This window comes from Enterobacter cloacae complex sp. 382A5 (assembly GCF_050031095.1).
Classification (GTDB): Bacteria; Pseudomonadota; Gammaproteobacteria; order Enterobacterales; family Enterobacteriaceae; genus Enterobacter; species Enterobacter cloacae.
In genome coordinates this window covers 2927609-2952979 of the sequence record NZ_JBLGVK010000001.1, presented here as the reverse complement: position 1 = coordinate 2952979, position 25371 = coordinate 2927609, and the positions used below count along the sequence as shown (strand labels likewise).

At 57.7% G+C, this 25371-nt stretch carries 21 protein-coding genes and 2 tRNA genes; 9 read left to right on the top strand and 14 right to left on the bottom strand.

Annotation, left to right across the window (positions count from 1 at the left end; all coding sequences use genetic code 11):
• Positions 1-1314 carry a shikimate transporter gene (gene shiA / locus ACQG2G_RS13965; RefSeq protein ID WP_248766566.1) on the bottom strand — a complete coding sequence of 438 codons (1314 nt, stop codon included), beginning with the start codon at positions 1312-1314 and terminating at the stop codon, positions 1-3.
• Positions 1315-1506: 192 nt separating this feature from the next.
• Here shiA and ldtA point away from each other — a divergent pair, with 192 nt between their 5' ends.
• Positions 1507-2442, top strand: coding sequence for a L,D-transpeptidase (ldtA, locus tag ACQG2G_RS13960; RefSeq protein ID WP_029881837.1), 936 nt, complete (start codon positions 1507-1509; stop codon positions 2440-2442).
• Between the two features lie 85 nt (positions 2443-2527).
• On the opposite strand, the gene ACQG2G_RS13955 is transcribed toward ldtA, so the two are convergent.
• A tRNA-Asn gene (locus tag ACQG2G_RS13955) sits at positions 2528-2603 on the bottom strand.
• Between the two features lie 320 nt (positions 2604-2923).
• On the opposite strand from ACQG2G_RS13955, the gene nac reads away from it, so the two are divergent.
• Both nac and cbl read left to right on the top strand, forming a co-directional pair.
• Complete coding sequence (nac, locus tag ACQG2G_RS13950) at positions 2924-3841, top strand: nitrogen assimilation transcriptional regulator NAC (protein WP_010432103.1); 918 nt, start codon at positions 2924-2926, stop codon at positions 3839-3841.
• Between the two features lie 96 nt (positions 3842-3937).
• On the top strand, positions 3938-4888 hold the full coding sequence (cbl, locus tag ACQG2G_RS13945) for an HTH-type transcriptional regulator Cbl (protein WP_013097829.1): 951 nt from the start codon (positions 3938-3940) through the stop codon (positions 4886-4888).
• A 47-nt stretch (positions 4889-4935) separates the two neighbouring features.
• Here the strand turns inward: cbl and ACQG2G_RS13940 are convergent, their stop codons facing one another.
• Positions 4936-5868, bottom strand: a complete 933-nt coding sequence (locus ACQG2G_RS13940; protein ID WP_061771412.1) for a LysR family transcriptional regulator — start codon at positions 5866-5868, stop codon at positions 4936-4938.
• Positions 5869-6009: 141 nt separating this feature from the next.
• On the opposite strand from ACQG2G_RS13940, the gene ACQG2G_RS13935 reads away from it, so the two are divergent.
• The 3 genes from ACQG2G_RS13935 to ACQG2G_RS13925 all read left to right on the top strand — a co-directional run bounded on the left by ACQG2G_RS13935 (position 6010) and on the right by ACQG2G_RS13925 (position 7325).
• A complete protein-coding gene (locus ACQG2G_RS13935; RefSeq protein ID WP_061771413.1) occupies positions 6010-6399 on the top strand; it encodes a Rid family hydrolase in 390 nt (129 codons plus the stop codon).
• A 335-nt stretch (positions 6400-6734) separates the two neighbouring features.
• The gene (locus ACQG2G_RS13930) at positions 6735-6992 is read left to right on the top strand and encodes an AbrB/MazE/SpoVT family DNA-binding domain-containing protein (RefSeq protein ID WP_020687575.1); all 258 of its coding nucleotides are present in this window, start codon (positions 6735-6737) and stop codon (positions 6990-6992) included.
• Positions 6993-7325 (top strand): type II toxin-antitoxin system PemK/MazF family toxin, encoded by a 333-nt coding sequence (locus ACQG2G_RS13925; protein WP_061771414.1) that lies wholly within the window; start codon positions 6993-6995, stop codon positions 7323-7325.
• 55 nt (positions 7326-7380) lie between these two features.
• Here the strand turns inward: ACQG2G_RS13925 and ACQG2G_RS13920 are convergent.
• The 6 genes from ACQG2G_RS13920 to ACQG2G_RS13895 all read right to left on the bottom strand — a co-directional run bounded on the left by ACQG2G_RS13920 (position 7381) and on the right by ACQG2G_RS13895 (position 15591).
• Positions 7381-7456, bottom strand: a tRNA-Asn gene (locus ACQG2G_RS13920).
• Between the two features lie 168 nt (positions 7457-7624).
• A complete protein-coding gene (locus tag ACQG2G_RS13915) occupies positions 7625-9814 on the bottom strand; it encodes a TonB-dependent siderophore receptor (RefSeq protein ID WP_045903258.1) in 2190 nt (729 codons plus the stop codon).
• Positions 9815-9840: 26 nt separating this feature from the next.
• Positions 9841-11166, bottom strand: coding sequence for a lysine N(6)-hydroxylase/L-ornithine N(5)-oxygenase family protein (locus tag ACQG2G_RS13910; protein ID WP_023620164.1), 1326 nt, complete (start codon positions 11164-11166; stop codon positions 9841-9843).
• Positions 11163-12905, bottom strand: a complete 1743-nt coding sequence (gene iucC, locus ACQG2G_RS13905; RefSeq protein ID WP_283099173.1) for an aerobactin synthase IucC — start codon at positions 12903-12905, stop codon at positions 11163-11165. Before iucC ends, ACQG2G_RS13910 begins: the two co-directional genes overlap by 4 nt.
• A complete protein-coding gene (locus tag ACQG2G_RS13900) occupies positions 12902-13849 on the bottom strand; it encodes a GNAT family N-acetyltransferase (protein ID WP_029881841.1) in 948 nt (315 codons plus the stop codon). The genes iucC and ACQG2G_RS13900 overlap by 4 nt, the downstream gene beginning before the upstream one ends.
• Positions 13849-15591 carry an IucA/IucC family protein gene (locus tag ACQG2G_RS13895; RefSeq protein WP_248766565.1) on the bottom strand — a complete coding sequence of 581 codons (1743 nt, stop codon included), beginning with the start codon at positions 15589-15591 and terminating at the stop codon, positions 13849-13851. The genes ACQG2G_RS13900 and ACQG2G_RS13895 overlap by 1 nt, the downstream gene beginning before the upstream one ends.
• Before the next feature lie 138 nt (positions 15592-15729).
• Here ACQG2G_RS13895 and ACQG2G_RS13890 point away from each other — a divergent pair, with 138 nt between their 5' ends.
• Entirely contained in the window at positions 15730-16941 is a 1212-nt protein-coding gene (locus ACQG2G_RS13890) for an MFS transporter (RefSeq protein WP_248766564.1), read from the top strand.
• Here the strand turns inward: ACQG2G_RS13890 and mtfA are convergent.
• Positions 16938-17735, bottom strand: coding sequence for a DgsA anti-repressor MtfA (gene mtfA / locus ACQG2G_RS13885; RefSeq protein WP_029881844.1), 798 nt, complete (start codon positions 17733-17735; stop codon positions 16938-16940). The two genes, ACQG2G_RS13890 and mtfA, sit on opposite strands and share 4 nt — an antisense overlap.
• Positions 17736-18119: 384 nt before the next feature.
• Between mtfA and ACQG2G_RS13880 the strand changes: the two genes are divergently transcribed.
• A complete protein-coding gene (locus tag ACQG2G_RS13880; RefSeq protein ID WP_029882549.1) occupies positions 18120-19022 on the top strand; it encodes a LysR family transcriptional regulator in 903 nt (300 codons plus the stop codon).
• On the opposite strand, the gene ACQG2G_RS13875 is transcribed toward ACQG2G_RS13880, so the two are convergent.
• From ACQG2G_RS13875 to ACQG2G_RS13865, 3 genes are all read right to left on the bottom strand, one after another.
• On the bottom strand, positions 18994-19785 hold the full coding sequence (locus tag ACQG2G_RS13875; protein WP_248766563.1) for a substrate-binding domain-containing protein: 792 nt from the start codon (positions 19783-19785) through the stop codon (positions 18994-18996). The genes ACQG2G_RS13880 and ACQG2G_RS13875 overlap by 29 nt on opposite strands.
• Before the next feature lies 1 nt (position 19786).
• Positions 19787-21085: an MFS transporter gene (locus ACQG2G_RS13870; RefSeq protein ID WP_148790617.1), complete on the bottom strand. Its 1299-nt coding sequence runs from the start codon at positions 21083-21085 to the stop codon at positions 19787-19789.
• A 340-nt stretch (positions 21086-21425) separates the two neighbouring features.
• Positions 21426-22724 (bottom strand): serine hydrolase domain-containing protein, encoded by a 1299-nt coding sequence (locus ACQG2G_RS13865; RefSeq protein ID WP_061772231.1) that lies wholly within the window; start codon positions 22722-22724, stop codon positions 21426-21428.
• Positions 22725-22836: 112 nt separating this feature from the next.
• On the opposite strand from ACQG2G_RS13865, the gene ACQG2G_RS13860 reads away from it, so the two are divergent.
• A complete protein-coding gene (locus ACQG2G_RS13860; protein ID WP_348595892.1) occupies positions 22837-23721 on the top strand; it encodes a LysR family transcriptional regulator in 885 nt (294 codons plus the stop codon).
• On the opposite strand, the gene fumA is transcribed toward ACQG2G_RS13860, so the two are convergent.
• A complete protein-coding gene (fumA, locus tag ACQG2G_RS13855) occupies positions 23710-25359 on the bottom strand; it encodes a class I fumarate hydratase FumA (protein ID WP_248766560.1) in 1650 nt (549 codons plus the stop codon). The two genes, ACQG2G_RS13860 and fumA, sit on opposite strands and share 12 nt — an antisense overlap.
• Between the last annotated feature and the right edge of the window lie 12 nt (positions 25360-25371).

The window sequence follows — 25371 nt, the reverse complement described above, 5'->3', positions numbered from 1 at the left end:
TCAGGGATGGTGTGTCTCTTTCATCACCAGCGCCGTGGCGGCCGACAGCAGGCAGCCTGCCAGCAGGTAGCCTGCCACGCTGTGCCAGTTTCCGCCGGAGAACGTCACCAGCGCGGCGGCAATAAACGGCGTAAATCCGCCGCCGACGACGCTCGCCACCTGGTACCCCACGCCCGCCCCGCTGTAGCGGTAGCTTGCGCCGAACAGTTCGGTAAACATCGGTTGCTGCACGCAGACCACCATGTCATGGGCAATGTTGGCGAGCATAATGGCAAAGCAGACTATCCAGAAGACCGACTGTGCCTCCAGCGCCATAAAGAACGGCCAGGCGCTGAGGGAGCCAATCAGCGCACCGGTAATATAGACGCGACGACGGCCAAACCGGTCCGCAAGCCAGGCGAAGCAGGGGATTGTCAGACAGCTGATCCCGCCCACCAGCAGACCGATATTCAGGAACAGCTCACGGGGGAGGCCGAGGTTCTGCGTGGAATAGTTCAGGGCAAACGCGGTGACGATATACATCGTCAGCAGCTCGCACAGGCGCAGGGCGATAATTTTCAGAAAAGCGCCAGGATGACGAATGAGCGCCTCCATCACCGGTAGCCGTTTTCTGGCAACGGGTTTTTCCCGCTGCTGTTCAAACTCGGCGGACTCTTCCATTCCGTTACGGATCCACAGCGCGGCGATAACCAGCACGATGCTGAAGATGAAGGGAATGCGCCAGCCCCAACTCAGAAACTGCTCATCGGTCGTGAAGTGACTGATAAGCGACACCAGCCCGGTGGAGAGCAACAGACCCACGCCGTACCCAACCTGCACGCCGCTGCTGTAGAACGCCTTTTTATTTTTCGGTGCGCTTTCGACCGATAACAGCGCCGCGCCGCCCCATTCGCCGCCCACGGCAAAGCCCTGAATGGCGCGCAGGGTGACCAGCAGTACCGGAGCCCACCAGCCAATCGTGGCAAACGACGGCAAAATACCGATGAGCGCAGTGGCGATCCCCATCATCCAGACGGTGAGCATCAGCATGCGTTTGCGGCCAAGGCGGTCGCCAAAGTGGCCGAAGATCACCCCGCCCAGCGGGCGGAACAGGAAGCCGACGCCAAAGGTGGCAAACGCGGCGAGCGTGCCCATGGCGGGGCTAATTTGCGGAAAGAATTCGCGATTAAAGACCAGAGCGGCGGTGATGCCGTAGAGCAAAAAATCATACCAGTCCACGACGGCCCCCGCGAAGCTGCCAAAGGCGGCGCGGCGGGCACGGTTAAGGCAAGGCGTCCCCTCGCCGGGACGTGTGGAGATGAGGGTGGAGTCCATAGTTGTCCTGTCTGCACTGATTTTTTATTTATTGGTATAAGAAAAGGTTACTCACAAAGCCATCGTCATAGCGACGCGATCTATGAGACTACCGCGACGGGCGGCACGAGGAAACTGATTTTATTTCCTGATGGGTAATGCAAAGCGGCTACGCTATGCTTAGCAAATAGTGAAGCGACTAAGGAAGGGAATATGCGTCGTAGAAATGTGCTGGGCTGTCTGGCTGCCTTGCTCATAAGCCAGAGTGTCCAGGCGGTGAGTTATCCTTTACCGCCCGCCGGGAGTCGGCTGGTGGGCAGCACGCAGGTTATTACCGTACCGGACCACAACACCTTGCCGCTTGAAGCGTTTGCCGCGCAGCACGGGCAGGGGCTGAGCAACATGCTGGAGGCAAACCCCGGTGTTGATCCGTTTTTACCGCAATCCGGTACCCGACTGGTGGTACCTCAGCAGCTCATTCTTCCCGATACGGTTCGCAAAGGCATTGTGGTGAACGTGGCGGAAATGCGCCTTTACTATTATCCGCCAGGTAGCAATACCGTTGAGGTGTTTCCCATTGGTATTGGCCAGGCCGGGCGCGAAACGCCACGCAACTGGGTGACAGCCGTCGAGCGCAAGCAGGAAGGGCCAACCTGGTCGCCCACGCCAAATACCCGGCGTGAATATGCAAAAGAGGGGAAAACGTTGCCCGCATTCGTGCCCGCCGGGCCGGATAACCCGATGGGGTTGTATGCGCTCTATATTGGCAGGCTTTATGCCATTCACGGTACCAACTCAAATTTCGGCATCGGCCTGCGCGTCAGTCAGGGCTGCATTCGTCTGCGTAATAACGATATCAAATACCTTTTCGACAATGTGTCGCCAGGCACGCGCGTGCAGCTTATCGATCAGCCTGTAAAAGTGACGACGGAGCCGGACGGCAGCCGCTGGGTGGAAGTGCACGAACCGCTGTCGCGTAACCGGGCAGAATTTGAATCAACCAATAAAGTGCCGTTGCCGATTACCCCCGCGTTGCGGGCACAGCTAATAAACGAGGGGGCGGGCGCTGAGCTGGAACGTCGATCCGGGATGCCGGTTAAGCTCGCTTTGCCCGGTGGCGCTGCGCTTACCGGGCCTACAGTCCCGTAGGCCGGGTAAGGCGAAGCCGCCACCCGGCAGTTTTCCAGAACGCACAAAAGCAAAAAGCCTGCTTTAAAAGCAGGCTTTTCAAATTTGGCTCCTCTGACTGGACTCGAACCAGTGACATACGGATTAACAGTCCGCCGTTCTACCGACTGAACTACAGAGGAATCGTGTGAACGGGGCGCATAGTAACGACCTGCGTACGCCTTGTCAAAGGGTGAAACCACGCTTTGCGTCTGTTTGCTGACAATTTCAGCAAAGTGGCGATTTTGCCAACGTAATGCACCGTTGTGGTGCGGATATACCTCTTATGGGGCAGATCATAAACCGCTGTTTCAGTAATAAATCCGACACCTATGATTAGGTTTCCTTATTTTCAGGCGCTTAGCGAACAAATCAGACCTGCTGGTAAAACTGGCATTCATATTGCAAAACCTGTTCAACAACAACAGCCAGTACCGGCACAGCATTTCGAACAGGGGGCAAAATGAACTTAAGACGACTGAAATACTTCGTAAAAATCGTCGATATCGGCAGCCTGACTCAAGCGGCGGAAGTGCTGCATATCGCGCAGCCTGCGCTGAGCCAGCAGGTGGCTACTCTGGAAGGCGAAATGGATCAGCAGCTGTTGATCCGCACCAAACGCGGCGTGACCCCAACGGAAGCAGGCAAGATCCTGTATACCCACGCGCGCACCATTCTTCGTCAGTGCGAACAGGCGCAGCTGGCGGTAAATAATGTTGGCCAGACGCTGAGCGGACACGTTTCCATCGGGCTGGCACCGGGGACCGCTGCGTCCTCAATCACAATGCCACTGCTGCAGGCGGTGCGCGCTGAGTTGCCGGAAGTGCTGGTCTATCTGCACGAGAACAGCGGCTCTGTCCTGAATGACAAGCTGCTTAATGGCCAGCTGGATATGGCGGTGCTTTACGATCGCTCTCCGGTTGCGGGGATCACCAGCCAGCCGCTGCTGAAAGAAGATCTGTATCTCGTGGGCACCCGCGACTGTCCGGGGCAGAGCGTTGACCTCACTGCGGTTGCAGAAATGAATCTTTTCCTGCCGCGTGATTACAGCGCGGTGCGCGTACGCGTGGACGAAGCGTTCTCCCTGCGCCGCCTGACGGCGAAAATCATCGGTGAAATTGACTCCATCTCAACGCTGACTGCGGCGATTGCCAGTGGAATGGGCGTCACGGTGCTGCCGGAATCCGCCGCCCGCTCGCTGTGCAGCGCAGCAAACGGCTGGATGGCGCGCATCACCACGCCATCAATGAGTTTACCGCTGTCGCTGAACATGTCCGCCCGCGGCTCGCTGTCGCCACAGGCGCAGGCGGTGAAAGAAATTTTAATGTCGCTGGTGAGTAAGCCATCGCTGGAGAATCGAGAACTGCAGCTCGTGAGTTAATATTCCAGAAAAGCATAAGATGCTGGTTTTTATTATTTGTTCTGCAGCTCAGCTGACTCTAACAATAGAGCTATGTCAGATGCGCCGGAGTGAATCGTGAATTTCCAGCAACTTAAAATTATCCGTGAGGCGGCCAGGCGGGACTATAACCTGACCGAAGTCGCCAATATGCTTTACACCTCCCAGTCGGGTGTCAGCCGCCATATTCGCGAGCTGGAAGAGGAGCTTGGCATTGAGATTTTTATCCGTCGCGGCAAGCGCCTGCTTGGCATGACGGAGCCAGGTAAAGCGTTGCTGACCATCGCTGAGCGGATCCTCAACGAGGCCAGCAATGTCCGTCGCCTGGCGGATCTCTTTACCAATGACGCCTCCGGCGTGCTCACCATCGCCACTACCCATACTCAGGCACGTTACAGCCTGCCGCCGGTGATAAAAGCGTTTCGTGAAATTTTCCCTGACGTTCGCCTGGAGCTTATTCAGGGCACGCCACAGGAAATTGAAATGCTGCTGCAAAACGGTGGGGCGGATATTGGTATCGCCAGTGAACGCCTGAGCAACGACCCGCTGCTGGTGGCCTTTCCCTGGTTCCGCTGGTACCACAGCCTGTTGCTCCCGCTCGATCATCCGTTGAATCAGGTTTCACCACTAACGCTGGAAGCGATCGCGAAATGGCCGCTGATTACGTATCGCCAGGGTATTACCGGGCGTTCGCGCATCGATGAAGCATTCAACCGCAAAGGGTTAACGCCGGATGTGGTGCTGAGCGCGCAGGATTCCGATGTGATCAAAACCTACGTTGAGCTGGGGCTGGGCATTGGCCTGGTGGCGGAACAGTCTGGTGGCGAGGGTGATACCGGAAACCTCGTGCGTCTGGATACACGTCATCTGTTCGATGCCAATACCGTATGGCTCGGCCTCAAGCGCGGACAGCTCCAGCGCAACTACGTGTGGCGCTTTATCGAACTCTGCAACGCCGGGCTGTCCGTTGACGAAATCAAACGCCAGGTGATGGAGCCGGAAGAAGTGGCGATTGATTATCAGATTTAGTTCCTCTGGCTGGGATCGCCTTAGCCAGTAACTAGCGAATAAACAAGCTAAATCAGAATTCCCTTTCGGTTGGCGTTGGGGACATGCCGCTGCATCAATTCAACGATCCAGTCAATAAAAACGCGCAGTCTGGCGTTGACATGGCGGTTCGGCGGAAATGCCAGGTACAGGGGCATTGGAGCAATACGCCAGTGTTCAAATAGCGGAATCAAGGCACCACGAGCCTGATGCGCTGCCGCCATATAGACTGGCAGCGCGATCACGCCTAATCCCGCTAACCCGGCTTCGAGGTAAGCATTGCCATCATCCACGGCCAGTACATAGCTGCCCGTGATTTCAATACGTTCACTCTCACTGCGCAGTACCAGAGGATCAATCTTACCGGTGCGTGAGGACAAGAACCCTACTCTGCGATGGTCGGTGTTTTCCAGTTCTCGCGGGTGCGAAGGGGGGCCAAGGCGTTCCAGATAACTGGGGGCGGCGTAGACGCCGATTTGCAAATCTCCAATATGGCGTGCAATCAGGGACTGATCGGTGATCTCGCCGCCGCGTAGCACGCAATCCACGTTGTCGCCAATCAGGTCCACCACCCGGTCGCTCACACCCATGTTGAACTGAATGTCAGGGTAGCGTGCATGGAAAGCCGGTAGCGCCGGCACCAGGATGAGGCGGGCCAGCGGGCTGGGCACATCCACCCGTAGCCGTCCCCTGGGTGTAATTGCTGCACTGGACAGGCTGTTTTCAGCATCTTCCATGTCCGCCAGCAGGCGGATGACGCGTTCGTAGTAGACCGCGCCATCGGGAGTGACGCTGAGCTTGCGGGTGGTGCGATGGAGCAATCTGACGCGCAGGCGCGCTTCCAGCTGCTGAATAAGCTGCGTCACCGTGGTTTTGCTCATATGAAGTGTTTGGGCAGCCTTTGTGAAGCTACCTGCCTCTACCACGCGAGCAAAGGCGCGCATCGCATCGAAACGATCCATTCCTTATCCTCTCTTTTCACCGATTGTTTGGATATTACAAACAATGATGGACAAAATCGCTTGTTTATCCGCCCGATCCTGCAACTGTAAAGTGTCTTTAAGTTCATTGGGCAGATTTCGCCCCATTGCAAAGGTGTAAATATGACAGCACGCGAAGCAGTTTTTCCCTCAGGATGCCAGGCGCTCTATGAGCGCAATCGCTATTCACCGGCCATCAAATCTAACGGTTTCCTGTTTGTTTCGGGGCAGGTTGGTAGCCGTGAGGATGGTTCGCCTGAGCCCGATCTAAAAGCGCAGGTCAGGCTGGCATTCAATAATCTTAATGCTGCCCTCGCGGCTGCGGGCTGCACGTTCGATGACGTGGTTGACGTTACCCTTTTTGTCGTCGATCCCGAGTCAAACCTCGACGCTATCTGGAGTATCCTGCCAGAATATTGGGGGGAAGCGCCTTACCCAACGTTGACCGGGATCGGCGTTACGTGGCTGTACGGATTCCAGTTTGAGATTAAGGTGATTGCCAGGCTGCCCTGAGCGTTAGGGGCTTTCCACCACCCGGCAAATTTTCCGAACGCACAAAAGCAAAAAGCCTGCTTCAAAAGCAGGCTTTTCAAATTTGGTTCCCTTCAATCGCTCGATCGCTGTCACGGCTTCAATTCTGAAACCGCCTCGCATTTCGTTTATCCGATCCACCATATTCCTTTGAAGCACATTAACAATTTTCTATTATCGGCCTTCCTGCCACGAGCAACGTTCCCGCCTGCTTTCTTCACATTTTTTACGCAAAGGAAATCACCATGAACCTGATGAATAATTGTGCATATTCTGCTGTAGATGTTATATTAAAATATAATATCCGGAGGTGCTCTATGTATACAACTCGCCTGAAAAAGGTTGGCGGTTCCATCATGCTGGCGGTTCCTCCCGCCGTGCTGAAGACGCTGGAGCTGTCGATAGACAGCGAAGTGGGCATGACGATTGATAATGGCTGCCTGATAATTGAACCCCAGAAACGGCCACATTATTCGCTGGAGGAGCTGCTGGCGCAGTGCGATCCGCATGCTGAAATGAGCGAAGAGGATCGGGAATGGATTGATGCGCCTGCAACAGGAAAGGAGATCCTGTAAATGGACAGAGGGGAAATCTGGCTTGTTTCACTGGATCCGATTGCTAGCCACGAGCAAAGTGGAAAACGTCCGGTACTCATCGTATCGAAGGCATCGTTTAACAAGGTGATCCGGCTACCGGTAGTGGTTCCCGTCACCAGCGGCGGTAACTTTGCTCGTATAGCAGGTTTCACCGTTTCACTGGATGGGGCAGGGACAAAAACAATGGGCGTTATTCGCTGCGACCAGCCCAGAACCATCGATATAGTGGCCCGGAACGGGAAACGGCTGGAACGCGTACCTGACGCCGTCGTAAATGAGGTGCTTGCCAGGCTGGATGCGATTTTGAGTTAATCGCAAGAAACGCACAAAAGCAAAAAGCCTGCTTCAAAAGCAGGCTTTTCAAATTTGGCTCCTCTGACTGGACTCGAACCAGTGACATACGGATTAACAGTCCGCCGTTCTACCGACTGAACTACAGAGGAATCGTGTGAACGAGGCGCATAGTAGCGACCTCGGTTCGCCTTGTCAAAGGGTGAAAACACCCTTTTTGATCGTTTGCCGACAATTTCAGCAAATCGCTGATTTTATAGCAAATTTGCGCTGAAATTACACAGCAGGATGCGCCGCCCGCGGGCAGGCGGCGCAGTTGTTTAGAACAGAACGGAGTAGTTCAGACCAAACGTGCGGCCACGGCCTTTATAGGTATACAGACCCGGTGCGCCATACGTTGGGCTATACAGCCCCGGTGCGCGCTGTCCCCAGGCAGTGGTGTAGTCTTTGTCCAGCACGTTTTCCACGCTGAAACTCACTTTACCCACCGGCAGGGCGTAGCTGCCCAGGAAATCTACCGTGTTATAGCCATCGATCTTCTTACCGTCGGCATCAGAGACGTCAAAGGTCTGGGTACTCTGCACGCGCAGGGTCCAGTCGCCCGGCGCCCAGTTGACCCAGGCGCTGGCTTTCGACGGGCTGGCGCTGTCTACTGTCAGCTTCTCCCATTTACCGTTTTCACGGGTTTCAGACTTAATGGCGTTAAAGTTCGCGCCGGTGCTCCAGTCGCTATCGGTGAAGAAATAGTCCACCTGACCTTCCACCCCGTAGATACGACGCTTGTCGTCTTCCAGGTTGATGGTCATATCGGTTTTGTTGATGGTGATGGTTTTATCCGAGAGCGAGTAGTACGCCGCAACCTGCGTGCGCAGGTTATCACCGGTGTAGCGCCAGCCCAGCTCGTAAGCGTTAACCTTAATGCCGTCCAGCGTCGAGTCGTTAACGTTCACGCTGTTCAGCAGGCGATAGTGCCCGTCGACAAGCTGATAGGTGCCGGAGCCGTAGTACTTCGCCAGGTCCGGAATTTCAAAGCCCTGAGAGAAGTTAAACCACAGCTGCTGCTGTTCGGTCAGGCGGCCAAGGATCCCGGCGTTAAACAGGAAGTTGTTGTAATCGGTTTTCCCGCCCGGCACCGCGTCTGCAGAGGTGGCTTTCCCGGTGGCGATGGCCTGCTGCTGGGCGTAGCCAACAAAATCATCCACCTTGTTTTCAGTGTACTGGTAACGCACGCCGCCGCTCAGGGTGATGGCGTCAATGTCGTAGCTCGCCTGCAGGAACGGGGCGAGGTTGGTAATGCTGTAACCCGGATAACGCCCCACGTTGTACGCATTGTCCAGCTTCATGCCGCCGCTCGCTGCCGCTTTACTCAGGTCGAAGAACTGCTGGTTGGCGTCAAAGGTTTCATGGTCGGCGTCCACACCCCAGGTGAGCGTCAAATCATCCACCGGCTTGCTGTTCAGCGTTAGCTTGCCGCCGTAAAAATCGGTTTTCTGCTGGGAGGCACCGATGCTGGTCACCGTCCCTTTGCTCAGGGTCGGGAACGGGTAGTAGGTCAGGCTCTCGTCACGATAGTAGATCTGCGCGACCAGGTCCTGACCCCAGAAATCGGTATTAGAGTACTGCAGGTTAATCAGATGGCGCTCGGTACCGGGAATACGGTCAGAATCCAGGTTGTTTTTGTTATACGCGGTGGCATCACCCGTAACCGCCGAGAAGTTCTTCCCGAGGTACAGGCCGTGTTTGCCATCAGATTCGCTCTTGTAGTACTGGGTGGTTAACTGCAACTGCTGATGATCGTCAATATTGATGGTGCCAGTGCCCATCACATCAATGCGGTCAGAATACTGTAAGCCGGTCTGGGTGTTATCGATAATCACCTCGTCGCCGTTGCCGTCATACCAGCCGCCGTAACGCTGATAAGAAACGGACAGGCGACCAGACGCATTATCATTACCGCCGCTGACCGCCGCCGACACGTTCTCATCGTGGTCGTTGTGGCTGTTAAATCCGCTTTTTGCCCCGGTCTGGAATTCGACTTCCGTCTCCGGCTGACCTTTTTTGGTGACGATGTTCACCAGGCCGCCGGTACTGCCGCCGCCGTACAGTGAAGTAGCGCCGGAAATCACTTCGATACGGTCGATGTTGAACGGATCGATAGAGTCAAGCTGACGGCTGTCGCTGCGGGAGGAGTTCAGACGCACGCCGTCCACCATCACCATCATTGAACGGCCGCGCAGGTTCATACCGTAGTTGGTGCGCCCCTGGCTGCTGATGTCCATGCCCGGGATCAGCTGCGCCAGCACGTCTTTAATCTCTTTCCCGCCCTGAACCTGCTGCTCAATTTCCGCACGCTCGATAACCCAGGTGGTCTGCGCCATCTCCGCCACGCTGCGGTGTGCGCGGCTGGCGGAGACAACGATATTTTCTTCCTTTTGTTCTTCTGCCCACGCAGAGGTCGAAAGCATGGCAAGCAAGCACGGATTTAAAACCCAAAGATGAGAACGTTTCATTGTTATGTTGATCCTGATTGTGTGTGTCAGTACTCGGTGGTCTGTGCTAATGATTTAAAAACCTGGCTGTTATCCGTGCTGGTGGTGCTACGCCAGTGGATCACGCCGGGGGTAGTAGCCAGCTCAAACGGCTCGTCGTCGTGCGCGCGATTGAGAATTCGCGCAGCGCGCCAGGCCATCAGGCTGAGCTGGGGTTCGGCAATACCGAGACGGTGCATCCCGGCATTCACGGCAAACAGGCGGTTGCTCTGCGGGCCGTCCCATTCAAGGGTGAAATCGTTGTTGATGTGAAAAGCTTCGTCGGCATCCAGGTGCAGACGATGGGAGAGTGGCGCCAGAAACGCAGGCTGCGCGGCGCGGTAGCCCGTGGCAAAGATCACCACGTCGCTCTCCAGCTGTTCACGGCCACCGTCGAGGTGATGCTGTAGCGTCAGGCGTTGCCCGTTTTGCAGCCGCGTGAGTGCGGTTACCGAGCGGGACGGCATCAGGTGCGCCCAGGGTTTTTCACGCAGCACTTCAAAGCGGTGATACATGGCGCGGTAAATGGCCAGCAGAGACTCGGTGGTGATACCGTCAGAGGTCATCTTCTGCTCGTGCAGCATCTGACGACGGGCCTCTTCACCAAGTGTGGAGAAGCTGTCCACATACTCCGGCGTGAAATACTCGTTGGCAAATGCGGCCTCATCCAGGGCGTTGTAGTTGTTGCGGCGCGACACCCAGTTCAGGCTCAGCGGCTGACCCCACTCCCCGCGGAAGATATTCAAAAACAGATCGGCACCGCTCTGGCCGCCGCCAACGACGGTCACCCGTTTGCCCGCCAAATCTGGCGTGCGCAGCATCATCTCGCTGGCATGGAAGCAGCTGTCATCCTGCGCGGTCACACAGTCGGGGAGGTTGATCTGTTTACCAATCCCCACGCAGACGTGGCGCGCCAGGAAGCGATCGCGCTGGGTTACTACCTCAAACAGGCCCTTTTTCTCATCAAAACTCACCTGCTGTACCTGCTGGCTGAAGGCGAGGTTGGTGAGGTTTTCCGCCGCCCAGCTCAGGTAATCAGCAAACTCCTCGCGGGAGACGGTACGCTGCTCGGTGGTCAGAAAACGGTAGAACTTTTTACGCTGTACCAGGTAGTTCAGAAAGCTATGGCGGTTGGTCGGCTCCACGGCGCTGACCAGATCCTTCAGGAAGCTGGTTTGCATGTGGCAGTCCGGCACCATCATCCCGGGGTGCCAGGAGAAATGCGGCTTACGTTCAAGAAACAGTGAACTGAATCCGTCCAGCCCCTCTGCAAGGGCAGCGATGCTGAGGTTAAACGGGCCAATACCAATGCCGATGAAATCATACGTTTTCATTGCGCTGACTCCTGGGAGACCAGAAAAAGGGGGTTATCGAGATCGCAGACGTAGTTCGGCAGCATGCGGCTGCCACCGTCGTGTTCGGAGAAGGTGAGTTTGACCGGGTTGAGGATCACGCGAATGATCTGCGGCTTAAACAGGTCGAACTTCGCGAAGCGCCCGGCAAGATCCGGATGTGCGGCCATATAACGGCGTAACACCTGCGCCAGGATCTGGTAGAAGCGGGTTTCGCTGACGCCGCTTTGCTGCGTGAGACGCGAGATAAAACGCAGCACCGTCACGAAGTTGCCGGTTTGCAGGTCATGGATGATGTACTCCGCGCTCAGGCGCGCCGTGACGGCTTTCACCTGTTGCGGCAGGCTTTCCGCCTGCGGGAAATCTTCATCAACCAGCCGCATATCACCCTGGAAATCCTTCAGCAGGATGCGCTGCGGCACGTAGTCTTTCATCACCAGCGTCACGTTCTGGCCGTGGGCGATGAGCGCCACGCCGTAGCGGCAGAGCAGGTGATAGAACGGGATCACCGTGGCATCGAACAGTTTTTCCAGCCAGGCTTCGGCAGTTAATCCGGAATGAGCAATCCACGCGTCAATCAGCGGGCGTCCGGCGTTGTCGGTCTCCATCAGCGCCGCCATCAGTACCGCCTGCTCGCCGTCCTGCAGATAGCAGGACGGGTTTTCGCGCCAGATCACACCCATCATCTCCTGATAGCGATAGGGCGCTTTCGGTAATGCGGCGTAACCGGTATGCGCCAGATATCCGGCGGCGGGTTCGCCAAGCACCTGCGCGCCAGAGCGGGTGAGAGTGGCGTCGCTGGCGAACTGCTGCTGAAGCCAGCGCGAAGCCAGCGGCCCGGCGGCAATGTACTTGCCCGGAATGCCGCGATAGCAGGAGGTGTTGTAGATGGTCAGCGGCAGCTTGATGTCATACGGCGCGTGGCGGCTGGCGTTGGTCAGCGTGCGCAGGGACTGTTGGGCCAGATACTCATCGCCAAATTCCCCCAGCTCTACCATCTCACCGCGCGCGAGCTGGGCCAGGAAATGGACGGCAATTTTTTGCTGCCACTGCCATGGGTGCAGCGGCACCGGCAGCCAGCTGTCGTCAAGCTTAAGCGCCTGCCAGCGGGCGTCAAAGTGCGCGCGCTCGGCACCGTCCATGGTGCTGGCCAGCAGGGTGTTGATATCGCAATCGACATCGCTGCTCCAGACCAGATGCTCGCGCTGCACGGCAACCCAGTGCAGGCGAAAACGGCCACGGTATTCCGGCGCGTACTGGCGCAGCGCCTCCAGCCCCCAGCCGCGGCGTCCTTTGTTAAAAATGAACTTGGGATGGCCGCTCATCAGACACTGGAGTTCGTCCGGGTCGAGATGAATGAGCGCGTCGGCATCGAGCGTCTCTCGCGCCTGCAGCAGCTGCATGTCGCCCCGCAGCGTGGCGTAAAGATCTTCCAGATGCTCTGCCGTTTGTGCGTCGCTCATCTCCAGCACCGTCGCCAGCTGCAGAAACGCGCTTTCCGCTTCCACGGCGGCTCCGCTGGTGGTGGTCAGACTGGCGGGATCGATATGTAACCAGCCCCAGATGCCGCGCGTGGCGCGAAACTGCCATGTTTCGCTGCCCATGGTGATTTGCCAGCGGTCAGCGGCCAGCGGTTCGGCGTTCAGGGTACGTTCGTATTCCAGCTCGGCGAGGATCTTCGCCACCATCTCGCGGTTCACTTTTTGCCAGAGTGCGTTCACAGTCCCACCTCGCTGAAGAAGCGGTGACGCTCGCTCATGATGAGGCGCGAACGTTTATGCGGGAAATCGAACTCTTTAACGGTGTCGAAACCTGCGGAAGCCAGATGACGGAACAGGCGCTGATTGTCGAAACGTGGCTCAGCGACAATGCGCGTCGTTCGCGGTTCATCCAGCCACAGATAGTGGCTCAGACCGCGCAGCCAGCTACGGATATACTGCGCGCCGCGCCAGTTCTCTTCGCCGACCAGCATATGCAGCCCACGGTCAAACGGCTGCCAGCGATAGTGGCGTCCGATACGGTCTTCTGCGGCCCAGTAGAGTTCAAAATAGCCGAACGGCTGATCGTCAAAGCAGCCGATAACCGGATAGCAGTACGTCGAGTCGAGCTGACGGCGCAGGTAGTTTTCCTGCTCTTCCTGAGGACCGGCCATCTCCCAGAACGCATTAACGCGCGGGTTGTTCATCCACTGGGTAAAACGCTCACCGTCCAGCGCCACGTCGGCCACGCGGAAGCTCAGGGTGCGTTTAATTTGCGCATCGTAACGGCGATAGACTTCCCCTTGCGGACGGTGAGGGCGCAGCGGGAAGTAAAGCTGACGGCTCTCATCGAATTGCATGCCACCGCTGGCCTGCGGACGCTCCCCCTGCAGCCACAGCGGCAGCTGCCAGAAGGTCTCACGGGCCAGATAATCGCCGCTGGCAAGCGCGAATAACGCCTGCGCCTGCGGTTCATCCTGCCAGGCCGCCCACGGCAACGTGATGCCGGTCAGTGCCGGTGCGGCGACAAACAGCTGATCCAGCGCCTCGACCAGCCAGCCGTCCGGGATATCGCGCAGGCGCTCCAGCACCGCGCTGCCGTCGAGGCCTAATGTCAGCGGCAGGGACGTGTCCGTTGCGGTGCAACGAAAGCCGTAGCCGGAATGGACGATATTCGCGTTAGCCATCACGCCTTCTCCTTGTAAAACGGGTTGCTAAAGTCGAAATAGATCACTGCCGGATCGGCAATCGTGTTTTCGTTGCGATCGTGCAGGTAGCAGAAAAAGTTGCCTTTACAGTTCCAGGTCGGGCTGTCGAGCACGTAGTCGAGGCAGCGGGTTTGCTTCGCGGTCTGGCGCAGGCTGGCCAGCGCGTCACGCACCCGTGACATCAGGCTCTCTTCGCTGTCGAAACCTGCGGCAGCGAGGGCGGCGGTGACGGCGAGTGTGGAGTTCAGCAGCAGGTAATAGGGGAAGTAGCGCAGCAGCTGGCTCTCGCCGAAGCGGTTTTCCACCTCGCTTTCACCTGCCTCTTTCAGCCACGCGTCGGCCCCTTCGGTCCAGGCGCTGCCCTGGCAGTCACGGTAGATAAGCCCGACCGGGAAGTCCTGCTGCATCTCAACGAGAATGTTTTGCTGATGTGCCAGCAGGACCAGACCGTAATCGGCTTCGGCGCTGAACAGCGGAAGGAGAACGCGGTCGCAATAGGCGTCCAGCCAGCAACGCGCGGCCTGGGCAAGGGGGAGATCCAGACGCTGGCTCAGACGGCGGACCGCAGCCGCCAGCAGGCTGTCACCGCCGTCCGGCGCGGCCTGCGTCAGGCTCACCAGCACGTTGGTTTGCGTATCCGGCGTATCAAACAGCAGGTTCACGCGCAGCGCCATCAGGCTCTCTTCCTGAATGACGCCGCTTTCGTCACGCAGACCCGCCCAGCAGTCTTCCTGCATTACGCGCATGGTGGGGTAGCGCGCCTGGAGCTCCTGCCAGCGCGCCGTTTTCGCCAGACGCGCCAGACGCATCCCGCGCTTAACCTCTTTCACCGACAGCGTGCGTACCGAGTTGGTCAGGCGCACGCTCAGGGAAAACTTAATCATGTCGCTGTTGGTTTCGCAGTACAGCGAGCGGGAGGAGCTGGTGGGCAGCCACTGCGCGCCCGCTTCGCCCAGATCCTGCAAGGCTCCCTTCGCCACCAGTCGCTGGCACCAGTCCTGACCGAGCAGGTACTCCGCCTGCCACGGATGCATCGGCAGCAGCCAGCGGGTGTCGGTGAAATGACCGAGCAGTTCAGGGGCGCTCTGGGCTGCGAAGCGCAGCAGACGTTCGCGCAGGGAGACGTTCAGGCTCTCGCCAGCGATCAGTTCACTCTCAGCGGCAAACCAGCGCAGTGGAAAGCGGGAGGCGAAATCGGGCAAATAGCGGCGGGCTTCGGTTTCGTTAAACGGCTCGTGTGACTTCGGGGCCGGATGGAATGCGTGGCCGACCAGTAGCGCCTGTTCCGCCTCGGCGAACGTCAGCGGCGTGTTGCGCAGGTTTGCCCAGCGGTGACGCAAGTCGATCGCCTGCCAGGTATGGGCATGGCTTTCAAGGGCGCGCTGCTTAAAACGCGCCAGCGTATCGGCATCCAGTGAGCCTTTTACAGCAGGTTTTTCAAGAATTAAATCAACCAGTTGAGGGAAAGTGACGGCGTCACTACGGTCGCTGTCGGTCTGGATGAGCGTTGCCGGGAAGCGATACTGATGATGCTGGGTTGGGGAGAAATAGTGTACTGAAACCCGGATGGCCTGGGTTTGCGAGAGCGGGATATGGATCTGCGATAGCTCATCCGCAGCGGTAGCGGGGAGATAGCGCCAGTCCTTCGTTTCGCGCAACAGGGCGTTTAAAAAACACTGGGCCGCAACGTCTGTACCGGCAGAGCGGGGCAGAGTACGCATAAATGTACCTCATTCCATGACTGATAATAATTCTCGTTATGATATTCATTCTGTTTACAGTCGCAACTATTTTTGCAATATTTGTTTTCATAAACTTCATGATTTCCACACATTTATTGACACTATGTTCACAATTCTATGCGCTCACTTTCCGACACTCTGACCGACAATCTCACCCCGAAAGCGAACTGGCCCCTGGCGTTGTGTGCCGGTTTACTGGGGATTGGGCAAAACGGTTTGCTGGTCATGCTGCCGCAGCTGGTCACGATGACCGGGCTATCGCTCTCCGTTTGGGCGGGTCTGTTGATGTTCGGTTCGATGCTCTTTTTACCGGCCTCGCCCTGGTGGGGACGCCAGAGCGAGCGGCACGGCTGCAAAAGCGTGATGCTGGCCTCGCTGAGCGGCTATCTGGCAAGTTTCTTCGTCATGGCGCTGGTGGTCTGGGCAATGGCGAACGGGATGCTCAATGCCGCCTGGGGGCTGGCAGGGCTTATCCTCTCGCGCACCCTGTACGGCCTGACGGTCTCTGGTCTGGTGCCGGCGGCTCAGACATGGGCCATTCAACGTGCGGGTCTGGAGAAAAGAATGGCCGCGCTGGCGACGATAAGCTCGGGCCTCAGCTGCGGGCGTCTGCTGGGGCCGCCGCTGGCAGCGCTGATGCTCAACGTTAACCCGGTGGCACCGCTGTGGCTGATGGCTATGGCTCCGTTTATCGCCCTGCTGATGGTGCTGCGTGAAGTGGCCGATCCGCCTTTACCGCCAGTGGCGCAACAGGCGACGCGGCTGCAGGCATCAATGCTGCCTTATCTTATGCTGGCGCTGTTGCTTGCCGCACTGGTGAGCCTGATGCAGCTGGGTCTGTCACCCCATCTCAGTCCGTTGCTGGACGGCAATGCGGCGCAAACCAGTCATCACGTTGCGCTGCTGCTGAGCCTGGCCGCGCTGGCAACGCTCGCTGCCCAGTTTCTGGTGGTGCGTCCGCAGCACTTTCGCCCGATGACGTTACTTTGCCTGGCAGCGGTGTTGATGGTGGTCGGGCTTGGGGTGATGTGTCTCGCGGATGTGGCGCTGTTCTATGTGGGGATCGTCATTACCTCGCTGGGAGCGGCGATGGCAACGCCCGGCTATCAGCTGCTGCTGAACGACAGGTTAACGACAGGCAAAGGGGCGGGGGTGATCGCCACCAGCCATACGCTGGGCTACGGCGTCAGCGCGTTGCTGGTGCCGCTGGTGACGCACGTGGTCGGTGAAACGTTTTTAATCGTGGCCGCCTGGGCGATGGCGCTGCTGTTTTTAGCCTTGAGCTTAGGGGTACGGTCGGTTGAGCGTACCCCAGAAACAGGGGCCTAGTGGACGTGACGGGAGGCGGTGCTGCCGGAACCCTCACTCTGGCGCAGACGCTGCAGGGGATCCTGCTGATAAAAATGACAAAAACGTTGCCACAGGGCCGGGAAACGCGGGGCGAACAGCTCGGGGGCGCTAAAGAAATACTCTGACAGCACCGCAAAACACTCGGCCGGATCGGTTGCCGCATAGGCATCAATGCTGGCCGCGCTTTCCCCGACAAGGTCAATCTCATCCTGGATATTTTCCATCGCCGCATGCAGGTCGTGCTCCCAACCGGCGACTTCACGCAGCGGGATCAGCGGAACACCGCTGGCGCGATCGCCGTTGCGGGTATCAAGCTTATGTGCCACTTCGTGAACAATCAGGTTAAACCCGGACGCGTCGAAAGAGTCCTGAATATCCAGCCAGTTGAGGATGATGGGGCCTTGCTGCCAGCTTTGCCCGGACTGCACCACGCGCTGGTTATGCACCAGGCCAATATCATCTTCCCACTCGTCATCAACGATAAACGGCGCGGGGTAGATCAGCACTTCGTGGAAGCCATCCAGCCACTCGATACCCAGTTCGAGCACCGGCAGGCAGAAAAGCAGGGCGATACGCGCGCTTTTAAGTGCATCCAGCTCAAACCCCTGCAGCGGAACCAGCCGCTTTTGCTGCAAAAAGCGATCCGCCAGTTGAATGAGCTTTGACTGTTCATCCGGCTGGAGGTTGGCCAGCACGGGGATCGCCAGCGCGTCATCCCACGGCAGCGCCACATGTTGACCAGCGTCATTTGATTTCCAGGGCCACTTAATCATCGCTGTGCTCGCAAACTCGTCACGTGAACAAAATTGAAAGGTCAGGTTCCGTTAACATGCCAAAGAACCCGGCATGAAGGCAACTATAAAACGTAGAGATGTGGGAATGGCAGGAGAGGCCAGCCCTCTGCCATTATTCAAACACTTATCCCGTTTCCTTTCAGTGACAAAAATCCCATTGAGACGATCCCCAGCGGAAAACATGGCACAACTGGTGGCACAGGGCGTTTATCGACGTTTGATTTCCCCGAGCGCGTCGATCAGCTGCGCCTTCTCCACGGATATTGGCTTATTGTCCTGAAGCGGTGCTAGTACCTCTCTGATTCATAAGTCGCTATTATGAATGTTCGAGTTTCCAGAAAGCGCTAAGGATTGCCAGAATCTATGCCCGTCAATTTCGACCTCAACGATCTTTATGCCTTCAGAGCGCTGGTGGAGTACGGTAACTTCCGTATTGCCGCGGAATCTATCTGTCTTTCCCAGTCCGCCTTAAGCCGCCGCATTGAAAAGCTGGAGACCGCCGTCGGCGCGAAACTGTTCGACAGAACCACCCGGCGCGTGACGCTGACGCTCTTCGGGCAGACCTTTGCCGACCGCTGCGGGCAGCTTCTGGAAAACGTGGAAACGATGCTGGCGGATATCGACAAGGTGAGCGAGGAGCGCACCGGGCTTATCACTGTCGCCACCGTGCCTTCGGCGGCCTGCCATTTTATGCCGGAGGTGATCCGCCAGTTTCATCGCCGCTATCCGCGCGTGCGCATCAAGCTTATCGACAGCAGCGCGGGCAATGTCATTGACGCGGTGGCCAGCGGGCAGGCGGATTTTGGCATCTGTTTTGCGAGGAGCCTGCAGCCAGATCTCACCTTTATTCCGCTGGTGGAGGATGTATACGTCGCCGCGTGTCGTCGCGATCATCCGCTGGCGGGACGCAAAAGTCTGACCTGGCAGGCGTTTTATCAGCAGGATTACATCAGCCTGGACATTACATCGGGCAACCGGAATCTGCTCGATCAGATGCTCGGCCATATTAAGCCGGAGCGCCCGGGGATCTGCGAGACGCGCCACGTCACCACGATGCTGGGAATGGTAGAGGCGGGGATTGGCATTGCTGCCGTCCCCGCCATGTCAATGCCGCACTCTGAGCACTCCTTCCTGACGCACATTCCGCTGACCGAGCCCGAGGTCAAACGCACTGTCGGGCTGATCCGGCGCAGCGGGCGTATTCAGTCGTGGATTGCCGCTGAGCTGGAAACACTCATTACTGCGCGTTATCGCGCGGCGGAGTGACGGGGATCATCCCGGTGGCGGTGATGGTCTCCTGCGCGTTTGCTGATGCGAGGTAATCCAGCAGCGCTTTACCTTCGGAAGGATGCTCCGCGTGAGCGGTGACCGCGCCGGCAAAACGGGTGATGTACTGCAGGTTATCCGGCAGTTTGCCAACAAAGGTTACGCCGGGCACGGGTAACAGCTCGCTGACCTGCTGGAAACCCACGGCGTATTTCCCTTTTGCCACCTCAGAGGCGACCGGGATGCGCTCCACCTTATGCGCTTTGCCCTCTACCTGTGCTTCAATCCCCAGCTTTTTAAAGAGCTCTGTTTGCACATACCGGCCGCTGGCGCTGTCGGAATAGGCGATGGCACTGGCCTTAAGCAGGGTCTGTTTTAGCGCGCTATCGGTCGCGATATCCGGTACCGGCGAGCCGGCTTTCACCACCACGCCGATGGGCGAATCCGCCAGTTCAACGCGCGAGCCTTCTTTGACCATCCGGTCCTTCGCCAGGTGCGCCAGTGCATTACCCACCATAATCACCACGTCTGCTTTTTCACCGCGCGCCAGTCGGTTGGGGATCGCCTGCGGCGTCTGTCCCATCGATGGCCCCGGGATCAGCACGATATGGTCGCCCGTCCGGGCTTCATACTGGGGGGCGAGTTTTTCCAGCGCGGCCTTAAAACCGCCTGAAATCATGACCGTCACCTCCTGGGCCAGCGCGCCTGCGCTGGTCGCCAGTATTACCAGCCCGGTCAGGCCTGAACGTACAAATGTGCGCATATTATCCTCTCTGTACTTGCATACTCATCGCGCTGCGACGGTAGAGATAAAGCGTTGCCAGCAACGCGCAGATCGCCGCGAAGCTCATCCAGTAGCCCGGGGAGGCTTTATCGCCGGTGTACTCAATCAGGGCCGTTGAAATGACCGGTGTAAACCCGCCGAAGATCGCGGTAGCAAGGCTATACGCCAGTGAGAAACCGGCAACACGCACTTCAACCGGCATGATCTCCGTCAGCGCCGGGATCATCGCGCCGTTATAGAGGCCATAGAGGAAGGAGAGCCACAGCAATACGCTCAGCATCATGGAGAAGCTCGGTGCCTGCGCCAGCAGCGTCAGGGCCGGATAGCTGGTTGCCAGCGCCAGCAGCGTCATGGCAACCAGCACCGGTTTACGGCCGAAGCGGTCTGACAGGGCACCGCCCACCGGCAGCCAGATAAAGTTGGAGATGGCCACCAGCAGCGTCACCAGCAGGCTGTCGGAGGCGCTGAGCATTAACACTTTTTTGCCGAAGGTAGGCGCATAGACGGTGATCAGGTAGAACGCGGTGGTGGTCATGGCGACCATCAGCATGCCCGCGACCACAACCGGCCAGTTCGCCAGCAGGGTGGTAAAGACCTGACGCATCGCCAGCGTGTGACGGCGGGTGCGAAACTCTTCGGTCTCTTCCAGCTTGCGGCGCAGGAAGAAGATAAACGGCACAATCAGGCAGCCGAACAGGAACGGGATCCGCCAGCCCCATTCACGAATGGCGCTCTCTTCCAGCATCGCGTTCAGCGCAAAGCCCATTGCGGCGGCCACCATAATCGCCACCTGCTGACTGCCGGACTGCCAGCTGGTAAAGAAGCCTTTGCGACCCGGCGTGGCAATTTCAGCCAGGTAGACCGACACGCCGCCAAGCTCCGCCCCGGCGGAAAAGCCCTGCAGCAAGCGTCCAGCCAGCACCAGCAGTGGCGCCCACAGGCCGATGCTCTCATAAGAGGGGATCAGCACAATCAGGAAGGTGCCGGCCGCCATAATCGACAGGGTGGTGATCAACCCTTTGCGGCGACCCACCTTGTCGATGTAAGCCCCGAGGACAATCGCGCCAATGGGGCGCATTAAGAAGCCTGCGCCAAAGACGGCGAAGGTCATCATCAGCGAGGCAAACTCACTGCTCGCCGGGAAGAAGGTATGCGCGATGTAGGTGGCATAGAACCCGAACAGGAAGAAGTCGAATTGCTCAAGGAAATTGCCCGAGGTGACGCGAAGTATCGCGCCCGCTCTTGCGCGAACGGTTGCAGGTGGGGTTGAGGAAATCATGGTCGTCTCCAGTTTTTTATTGACGTGTTGTCCGTCTGTTTCTGAAAACTGGCGCATTAAACGGAAATTAATAAGCGCAAATCACGCATGGACTGATGCGTACTGCACATCAATGACAGGACGTTGACCGGGATTTACATACCTAACAATAACTTAACAATTCATTGATTTTTCATTCACCATAATTCGCTAAGTGGCTGATATCGCTATTTTGTGATATCGCGCAGAAGGGCAGAGTAGCCGCTGCTCTTGTCGGGTGGCGCTTCGCTTACCCGACCTGTGAATTTTGTAGGCCCGTGCAAGCGTAGCGCCACCGGGCAAAACTGGCAGAGCGCTCTATTCAGCGCAGCGCCTGTGCAATCGCGCTAAACATCAGCGACGCTTCCAGCGGCTGGGCGCTGAAAGACGGCTCCGCCTGCGGCCAGGTGGACCACTGGACGATCACCAGGTTTTCCTTTTGATTCACCAAAATCATCTGGCCAAAAATCCCCAGCGCCCAGAGTGAATCTTTCAGGGAATCCTCTGGCGCGGGCTTAACGTCTTTTGCCGTGGCGGGCACCTCGTTATTCCACCACTGATAGCCGTACAACCCTTTCGGATGCGCGTCTGAGACGGAACCTTTCGCCTGCGTCCACTCTGACGACTCTTTTACCCAGCCGTCAGGCAGGATCTGTTTGCCCGAAGGGAGCGTACCGTTATGCAGGATAAATTCGCCGAAGCGGCCCCAGTCTTCCAGCGTGGCGTTAAAGCCGTGCGCGCCGACATCGTGCTCACCTTTACGATAGGCATGCCACACGCCGTCGTTCGCCATCCCGTACGGCTGCCAGATGCTTTTCTCGAGGTACGCCGCCAGCGTCATACCGGTGGCGCGCTCCAGCACGTCACCCAGCAGCCACGCGCCACCCGATGAATAGGACCAGTTCTCTCCGGCCAGGTGTTCCCGATGTAAACCCTTCACCAGCTTACGCACGCAGTCGTAGGTGCCCGGCTTAGCTTCGCATTCGGTGAGCTGCGCGAAATCAGACTGTGGGTTGGTGTAGTCTTCGTTCCACGCCACGCCAGAGGTGTGAGTGATCAGCTGTCTCAGCGTCACGCCATCCCACGCCGTGCCTTTTAAATCGGGTTCGTAGCGGGTGATAAGATCGTCAAGGGAGTGGATTTTGCCCTCTTTAAGGGCGACCCCGACCAGCGCAGAGACCACGGATTTCCCCACCGAACGTGATGTCCAGAGCGTGGAGTCGGTATTGCCTTCACCCAGATATTTCCACGCAATTTTGCCGTCCTTCAGCACCAGCATGCCGCTGACGTTCTGGCGCTTCACGTAATCCTCGAGGGTATAGGTCTTACCATTAACCTGATACCGGGCGTCGGTAAGCGGTTTCTCTGCTGCCAGCAGCGGTGTGGCCTTTCCGTGGCGGAAAACATCGCCCGCGTAGTTGCGGTAGTCGTTACGAAAGCCCACCACGCGATCCGCCTGACTCCAGGTGAGCATGCTGTGCGTGTCGGGAAGGGTTGCGTCAAACGGTGCGGGGCACTGGTTGAGGTCGGTGCCGTGACAGGCAGCCATAACGGCAGGGGATAAGAGGCTGCTGACCACCAGTACGGCGAGCAGGCTGCGGTTTAACGTTTTGTTTTTCATGTTTATCTCGTTTGGTTCAGGAAGGGCTTCAGTTTAAGAAGCCGCGCCCTATAATAAAAAACGGGTTATGGGGGAAATTCCCCCGAAAAACGGAATAAAGGGAGAGGAGGCGATGGTCTATTCATTTGCCCAACTGGAGGCGTTTACTGCGGTGGCAGAGCACGGCAGCCTGATGAAGGCGGCCATTAAGCTCGGTAAAGACCGTACGACCCTGCGCGATCTGATCGATTTTCTTGAGGACGGGCTGGGTTATGCCCTGTTCCTGCGCGAGGGACGCAGCGTGCGGCTAACGCCTGAAGGGGAACAGCTTCAGCGACAGGCGCACCTGCTGATGCGTCAGGTGAAAGCCTTTGAGGCCTTTGCCAGAGCGGTGCCGGACAGCGCGATGCAGGACATTGCCCTTGTTTACGATCCGTTCACTCCCCGGGCTTTTCTGCAGGCGCTGATTGCAGAAATGGCGGCACAAAAAATACGCCTGAGCCTGACCAGCGCGTCGCGTGACGAGGCGGAAGCTCTGCTGGCGAGCGGAGAGGCGGATTTAGGTATCTGCCAGGCGCGCAACCGCAGCGTGGGTAATGAGATGGAGTGGCGGGCTCTGGGAGCCATCGACATGGATTTTTACGCAGCAGACGTGCTTTTTGCGAAGGTTGCCACGCCGGTTTCGCTGCTCGATCTCTCTCTGGTTCCGCAGGTGGTTATGCATGCCGCGTCAGATGAACCGGTTGCCCGTCGTCTGCAAATTGCCGGGCATACCCTTTTTACTAATGAAATTGAGATGCTGCGCGGCCTGCTGGAGCAGGGCTGTGGCTGGGGCTTTTTGCCGACCCATCTTCATGCGACGCAGTGGAAAAACGTAAAAAGGCTGCCCACCGAAGTGGGCAGCCAGGGGATAAGTCAGACGATGGTCACTATCTGGAAGCCGGGCAGCGACAAGCGTGAGCGGATCAATCAAACGTTGTCGCGGCTGCCGGCACTATGGAAACGCTCAGCGCTGTGAACATCCCAGGCACTGTTTGTTCTGGATCTGCTGGAAGAAGTCGTTACCTTTGTCATCCACCAGGATAAACGCCGGGAAGTTCTCCACTTCAATTTTCCAGATGGCTTCCATTCCCAGTTCCGGATACGCCACGCACTCCAGGCTCTTGATGCTGTTTTGCGCCAGTACCGCCGCCGGGCCGCCGATGCTGCCCAGGTAGAAGCCGCCGTGTTTGTGGCAGGCATCCGTCACCTGCTGGCTGCGGTTGCCTTTGGCCAGCATGATCATGCTCGCGCCGTGGGACTGCAGTAAATCCACATACGAGTCCATGCGGCCCGCAGTGGTTGGGCCGAGGGAGCCGGAGGCATAACCTTCCGGTGTTTTGGCCGGGCCCGCGTAGTAAATCGGATGGTCTTTAACGTACTGCGGCAGTTCCTCGCCGTTGTCGAGCAGCTCTTTCAGCTTCGCGTGGGCGATATCACGCGCCACGATGATGGTGCCGTTCAGCGACAGGCGGGTAGAGACCGGGTACGCGGAAAGCTGCGCCAGGATCTCGTTCATCGGCTTGTTGAGGTTGATGCTGACCACGTCGCCTTCGCCCTGCTGGCGCAGCGATTCAGGAATGTACTGACCCGGGTTGTGCTCCAGTTTTTCAATCCAGATCCCGTCGCGGTTGATTTTCGCTTTAATGTTACGGTCTGCGGAGCAGGAGACACCCATGCCGATTGGGCAGGAGGCACCGTGGCGCGGCAGGCGGATCACGCGGATATCGTGAGCGAAGTATTTACCACCAAACTGCGCACCCAGACCCAGGTTCTGCGCTTCCTGGAGCAGTTCCTGTTCGAGCTGAACATCGCGGAACGCCTGGCCGTGCTCGTTCCCCTCGGTGGGCAGGGCGTCGTAGTAGCGGGTGGAGGCCAGCTTCACCGTTTTCAGCGTCGCTTCCGCGGAGGTTCCGCCAATCACGAAGGCAATATGGTAAGGCGGACAGGCCGCGGTACCCAGGGTGCGCATTTTCTCCACCAGATAGTTTTTCAGTTTCGCCGGAGTGATCAGCGCTTTGGTTTCCTGATAGAGGTAGGTTTTGTTGGCTGAACCGCCGCCTTTCGCCATGCAGAGGAATTTGTACTCGTCGCCGTCGACGCTGTAGAGATCGATCTGCGCAGGCAGGTTGGTGCCGGTGTTCACCTCTTTATACATATCCAGCGCCGCGTTCTGGGAGTAGCGCAGGTTGTCTTCGATGTAGGTGTTGTACACCCCCTGACTCAGCGCGGCTTCATCGCCACCTCCGGTCCAGACGCGCTGGCCTTTTTTACCCATGATGATCGCCGTGCCGGTATCCTGGCAGGTTGGCAGCACGCCTTTAGCGGCGATTTCAGAATTACGCAGGAACTGCAGGGCAACGTACTTATCGTTCTGGCTCGCTTCCGGGTCGTTAAGAATGGCGGCGACCTGCTTCTGATGGGAAGGACGCAGCATAAACGCAGCATCGTGGAACGCCTGCTGCGCCAGCAGCGTCAGCGCCTCTGGCTCGACTTTCAGGACTTCCTGACCGTCGAACTCGGCAACGGAGACGTGCTCTTTGGTCAGCAGATAATATTCGGTGTCGTCGTGCGCGAGTGGGAAGGGGTTTTGATAAAAAAACGGTTTGTTTGACATAGCTTGCTCCAG

Coding starts and splice junctions, on each gene's coding strand:
- shiA (WP_248766566.1), bottom strand. CDS start 1,314: ATGGACTCCACCCTCATCTCCACACGTCCCGGCGAGGGGACGCCTTGC.
- ldtA (WP_029881837.1), top strand. CDS start 1,507: ATGCGTCGTAGAAATGTGCTGGGCTGTCTGGCTGCCTTGCTCATAAGC.
- nac (WP_010432103.1), top strand. CDS start 2,924: ATGAACTTAAGACGACTGAAATACTTCGTAAAAATCGTCGATATCGGC.
- ACQG2G_RS13940 (WP_061771412.1), bottom strand. CDS start 5,868: ATGGATCGTTTCGATGCGATGCGCGCCTTTGCTCGCGTGGTAGAGGCA.
- ACQG2G_RS13935 (WP_061771413.1), top strand. CDS start 6,010: ATGACAGCACGCGAAGCAGTTTTTCCCTCAGGATGCCAGGCGCTCTAT.
- ACQG2G_RS13930 (WP_020687575.1), top strand. CDS start 6,735: ATGTATACAACTCGCCTGAAAAAGGTTGGCGGTTCCATCATGCTGGCG.
- ACQG2G_RS13925 (WP_061771414.1), top strand. CDS start 6,993: ATGGACAGAGGGGAAATCTGGCTTGTTTCACTGGATCCGATTGCTAGC.
- ACQG2G_RS13915 (WP_045903258.1), bottom strand. CDS start 9,814: ATGAAACGTTCTCATCTTTGGGTTTTAAATCCGTGCTTGCTTGCCATG.
- ACQG2G_RS13910 (WP_023620164.1), bottom strand. CDS start 11,166: ATGAAAACGTATGATTTCATCGGCATTGGTATTGGCCCGTTTAACCTC.
- ACQG2G_RS13900 (WP_029881841.1), bottom strand. CDS start 13,849: ATGGCTAACGCGAATATCGTCCATTCCGGCTACGGCTTTCGTTGCACC.
- ACQG2G_RS13895 (WP_248766565.1), bottom strand. CDS start 15,591: ATGCGTACTCTGCCCCGCTCTGCCGGTACAGACGTTGCGGCCCAGTGT.
- ACQG2G_RS13890 (WP_248766564.1), top strand. CDS start 15,730: ATGCGCTCACTTTCCGACACTCTGACCGACAATCTCACCCCGAAAGCG.
- mtfA (WP_029881844.1), bottom strand. CDS start 17,735: ATGATTAAGTGGCCCTGGAAATCAAATGACGCTGGTCAACATGTGGCG.
- ACQG2G_RS13880 (WP_029882549.1), top strand. CDS start 18,120: ATGCCCGTCAATTTCGACCTCAACGATCTTTATGCCTTCAGAGCGCTG.
- ACQG2G_RS13875 (WP_248766563.1), bottom strand. CDS start 19,785: ATGCGCACATTTGTACGTTCAGGCCTGACCGGGCTGGTAATACTGGCG.
- ACQG2G_RS13870 (WP_148790617.1), bottom strand. CDS start 21,085: ATGATTTCCTCAACCCCACCTGCAACCGTTCGCGCAAGAGCGGGCGCG.
- ACQG2G_RS13865 (WP_061772231.1), bottom strand. CDS start 22,724: ATGAAAAACAAAACGTTAAACCGCAGCCTGCTCGCCGTACTGGTGGTC.
- ACQG2G_RS13860 (WP_348595892.1), top strand. CDS start 22,837: ATGGTCTATTCATTTGCCCAACTGGAGGCGTTTACTGCGGTGGCAGAG.
- fumA (WP_248766560.1), bottom strand. CDS start 25,359: ATGTCAAACAAACCGTTTTTTTATCAAAACCCCTTCCCACTCGCGCAC.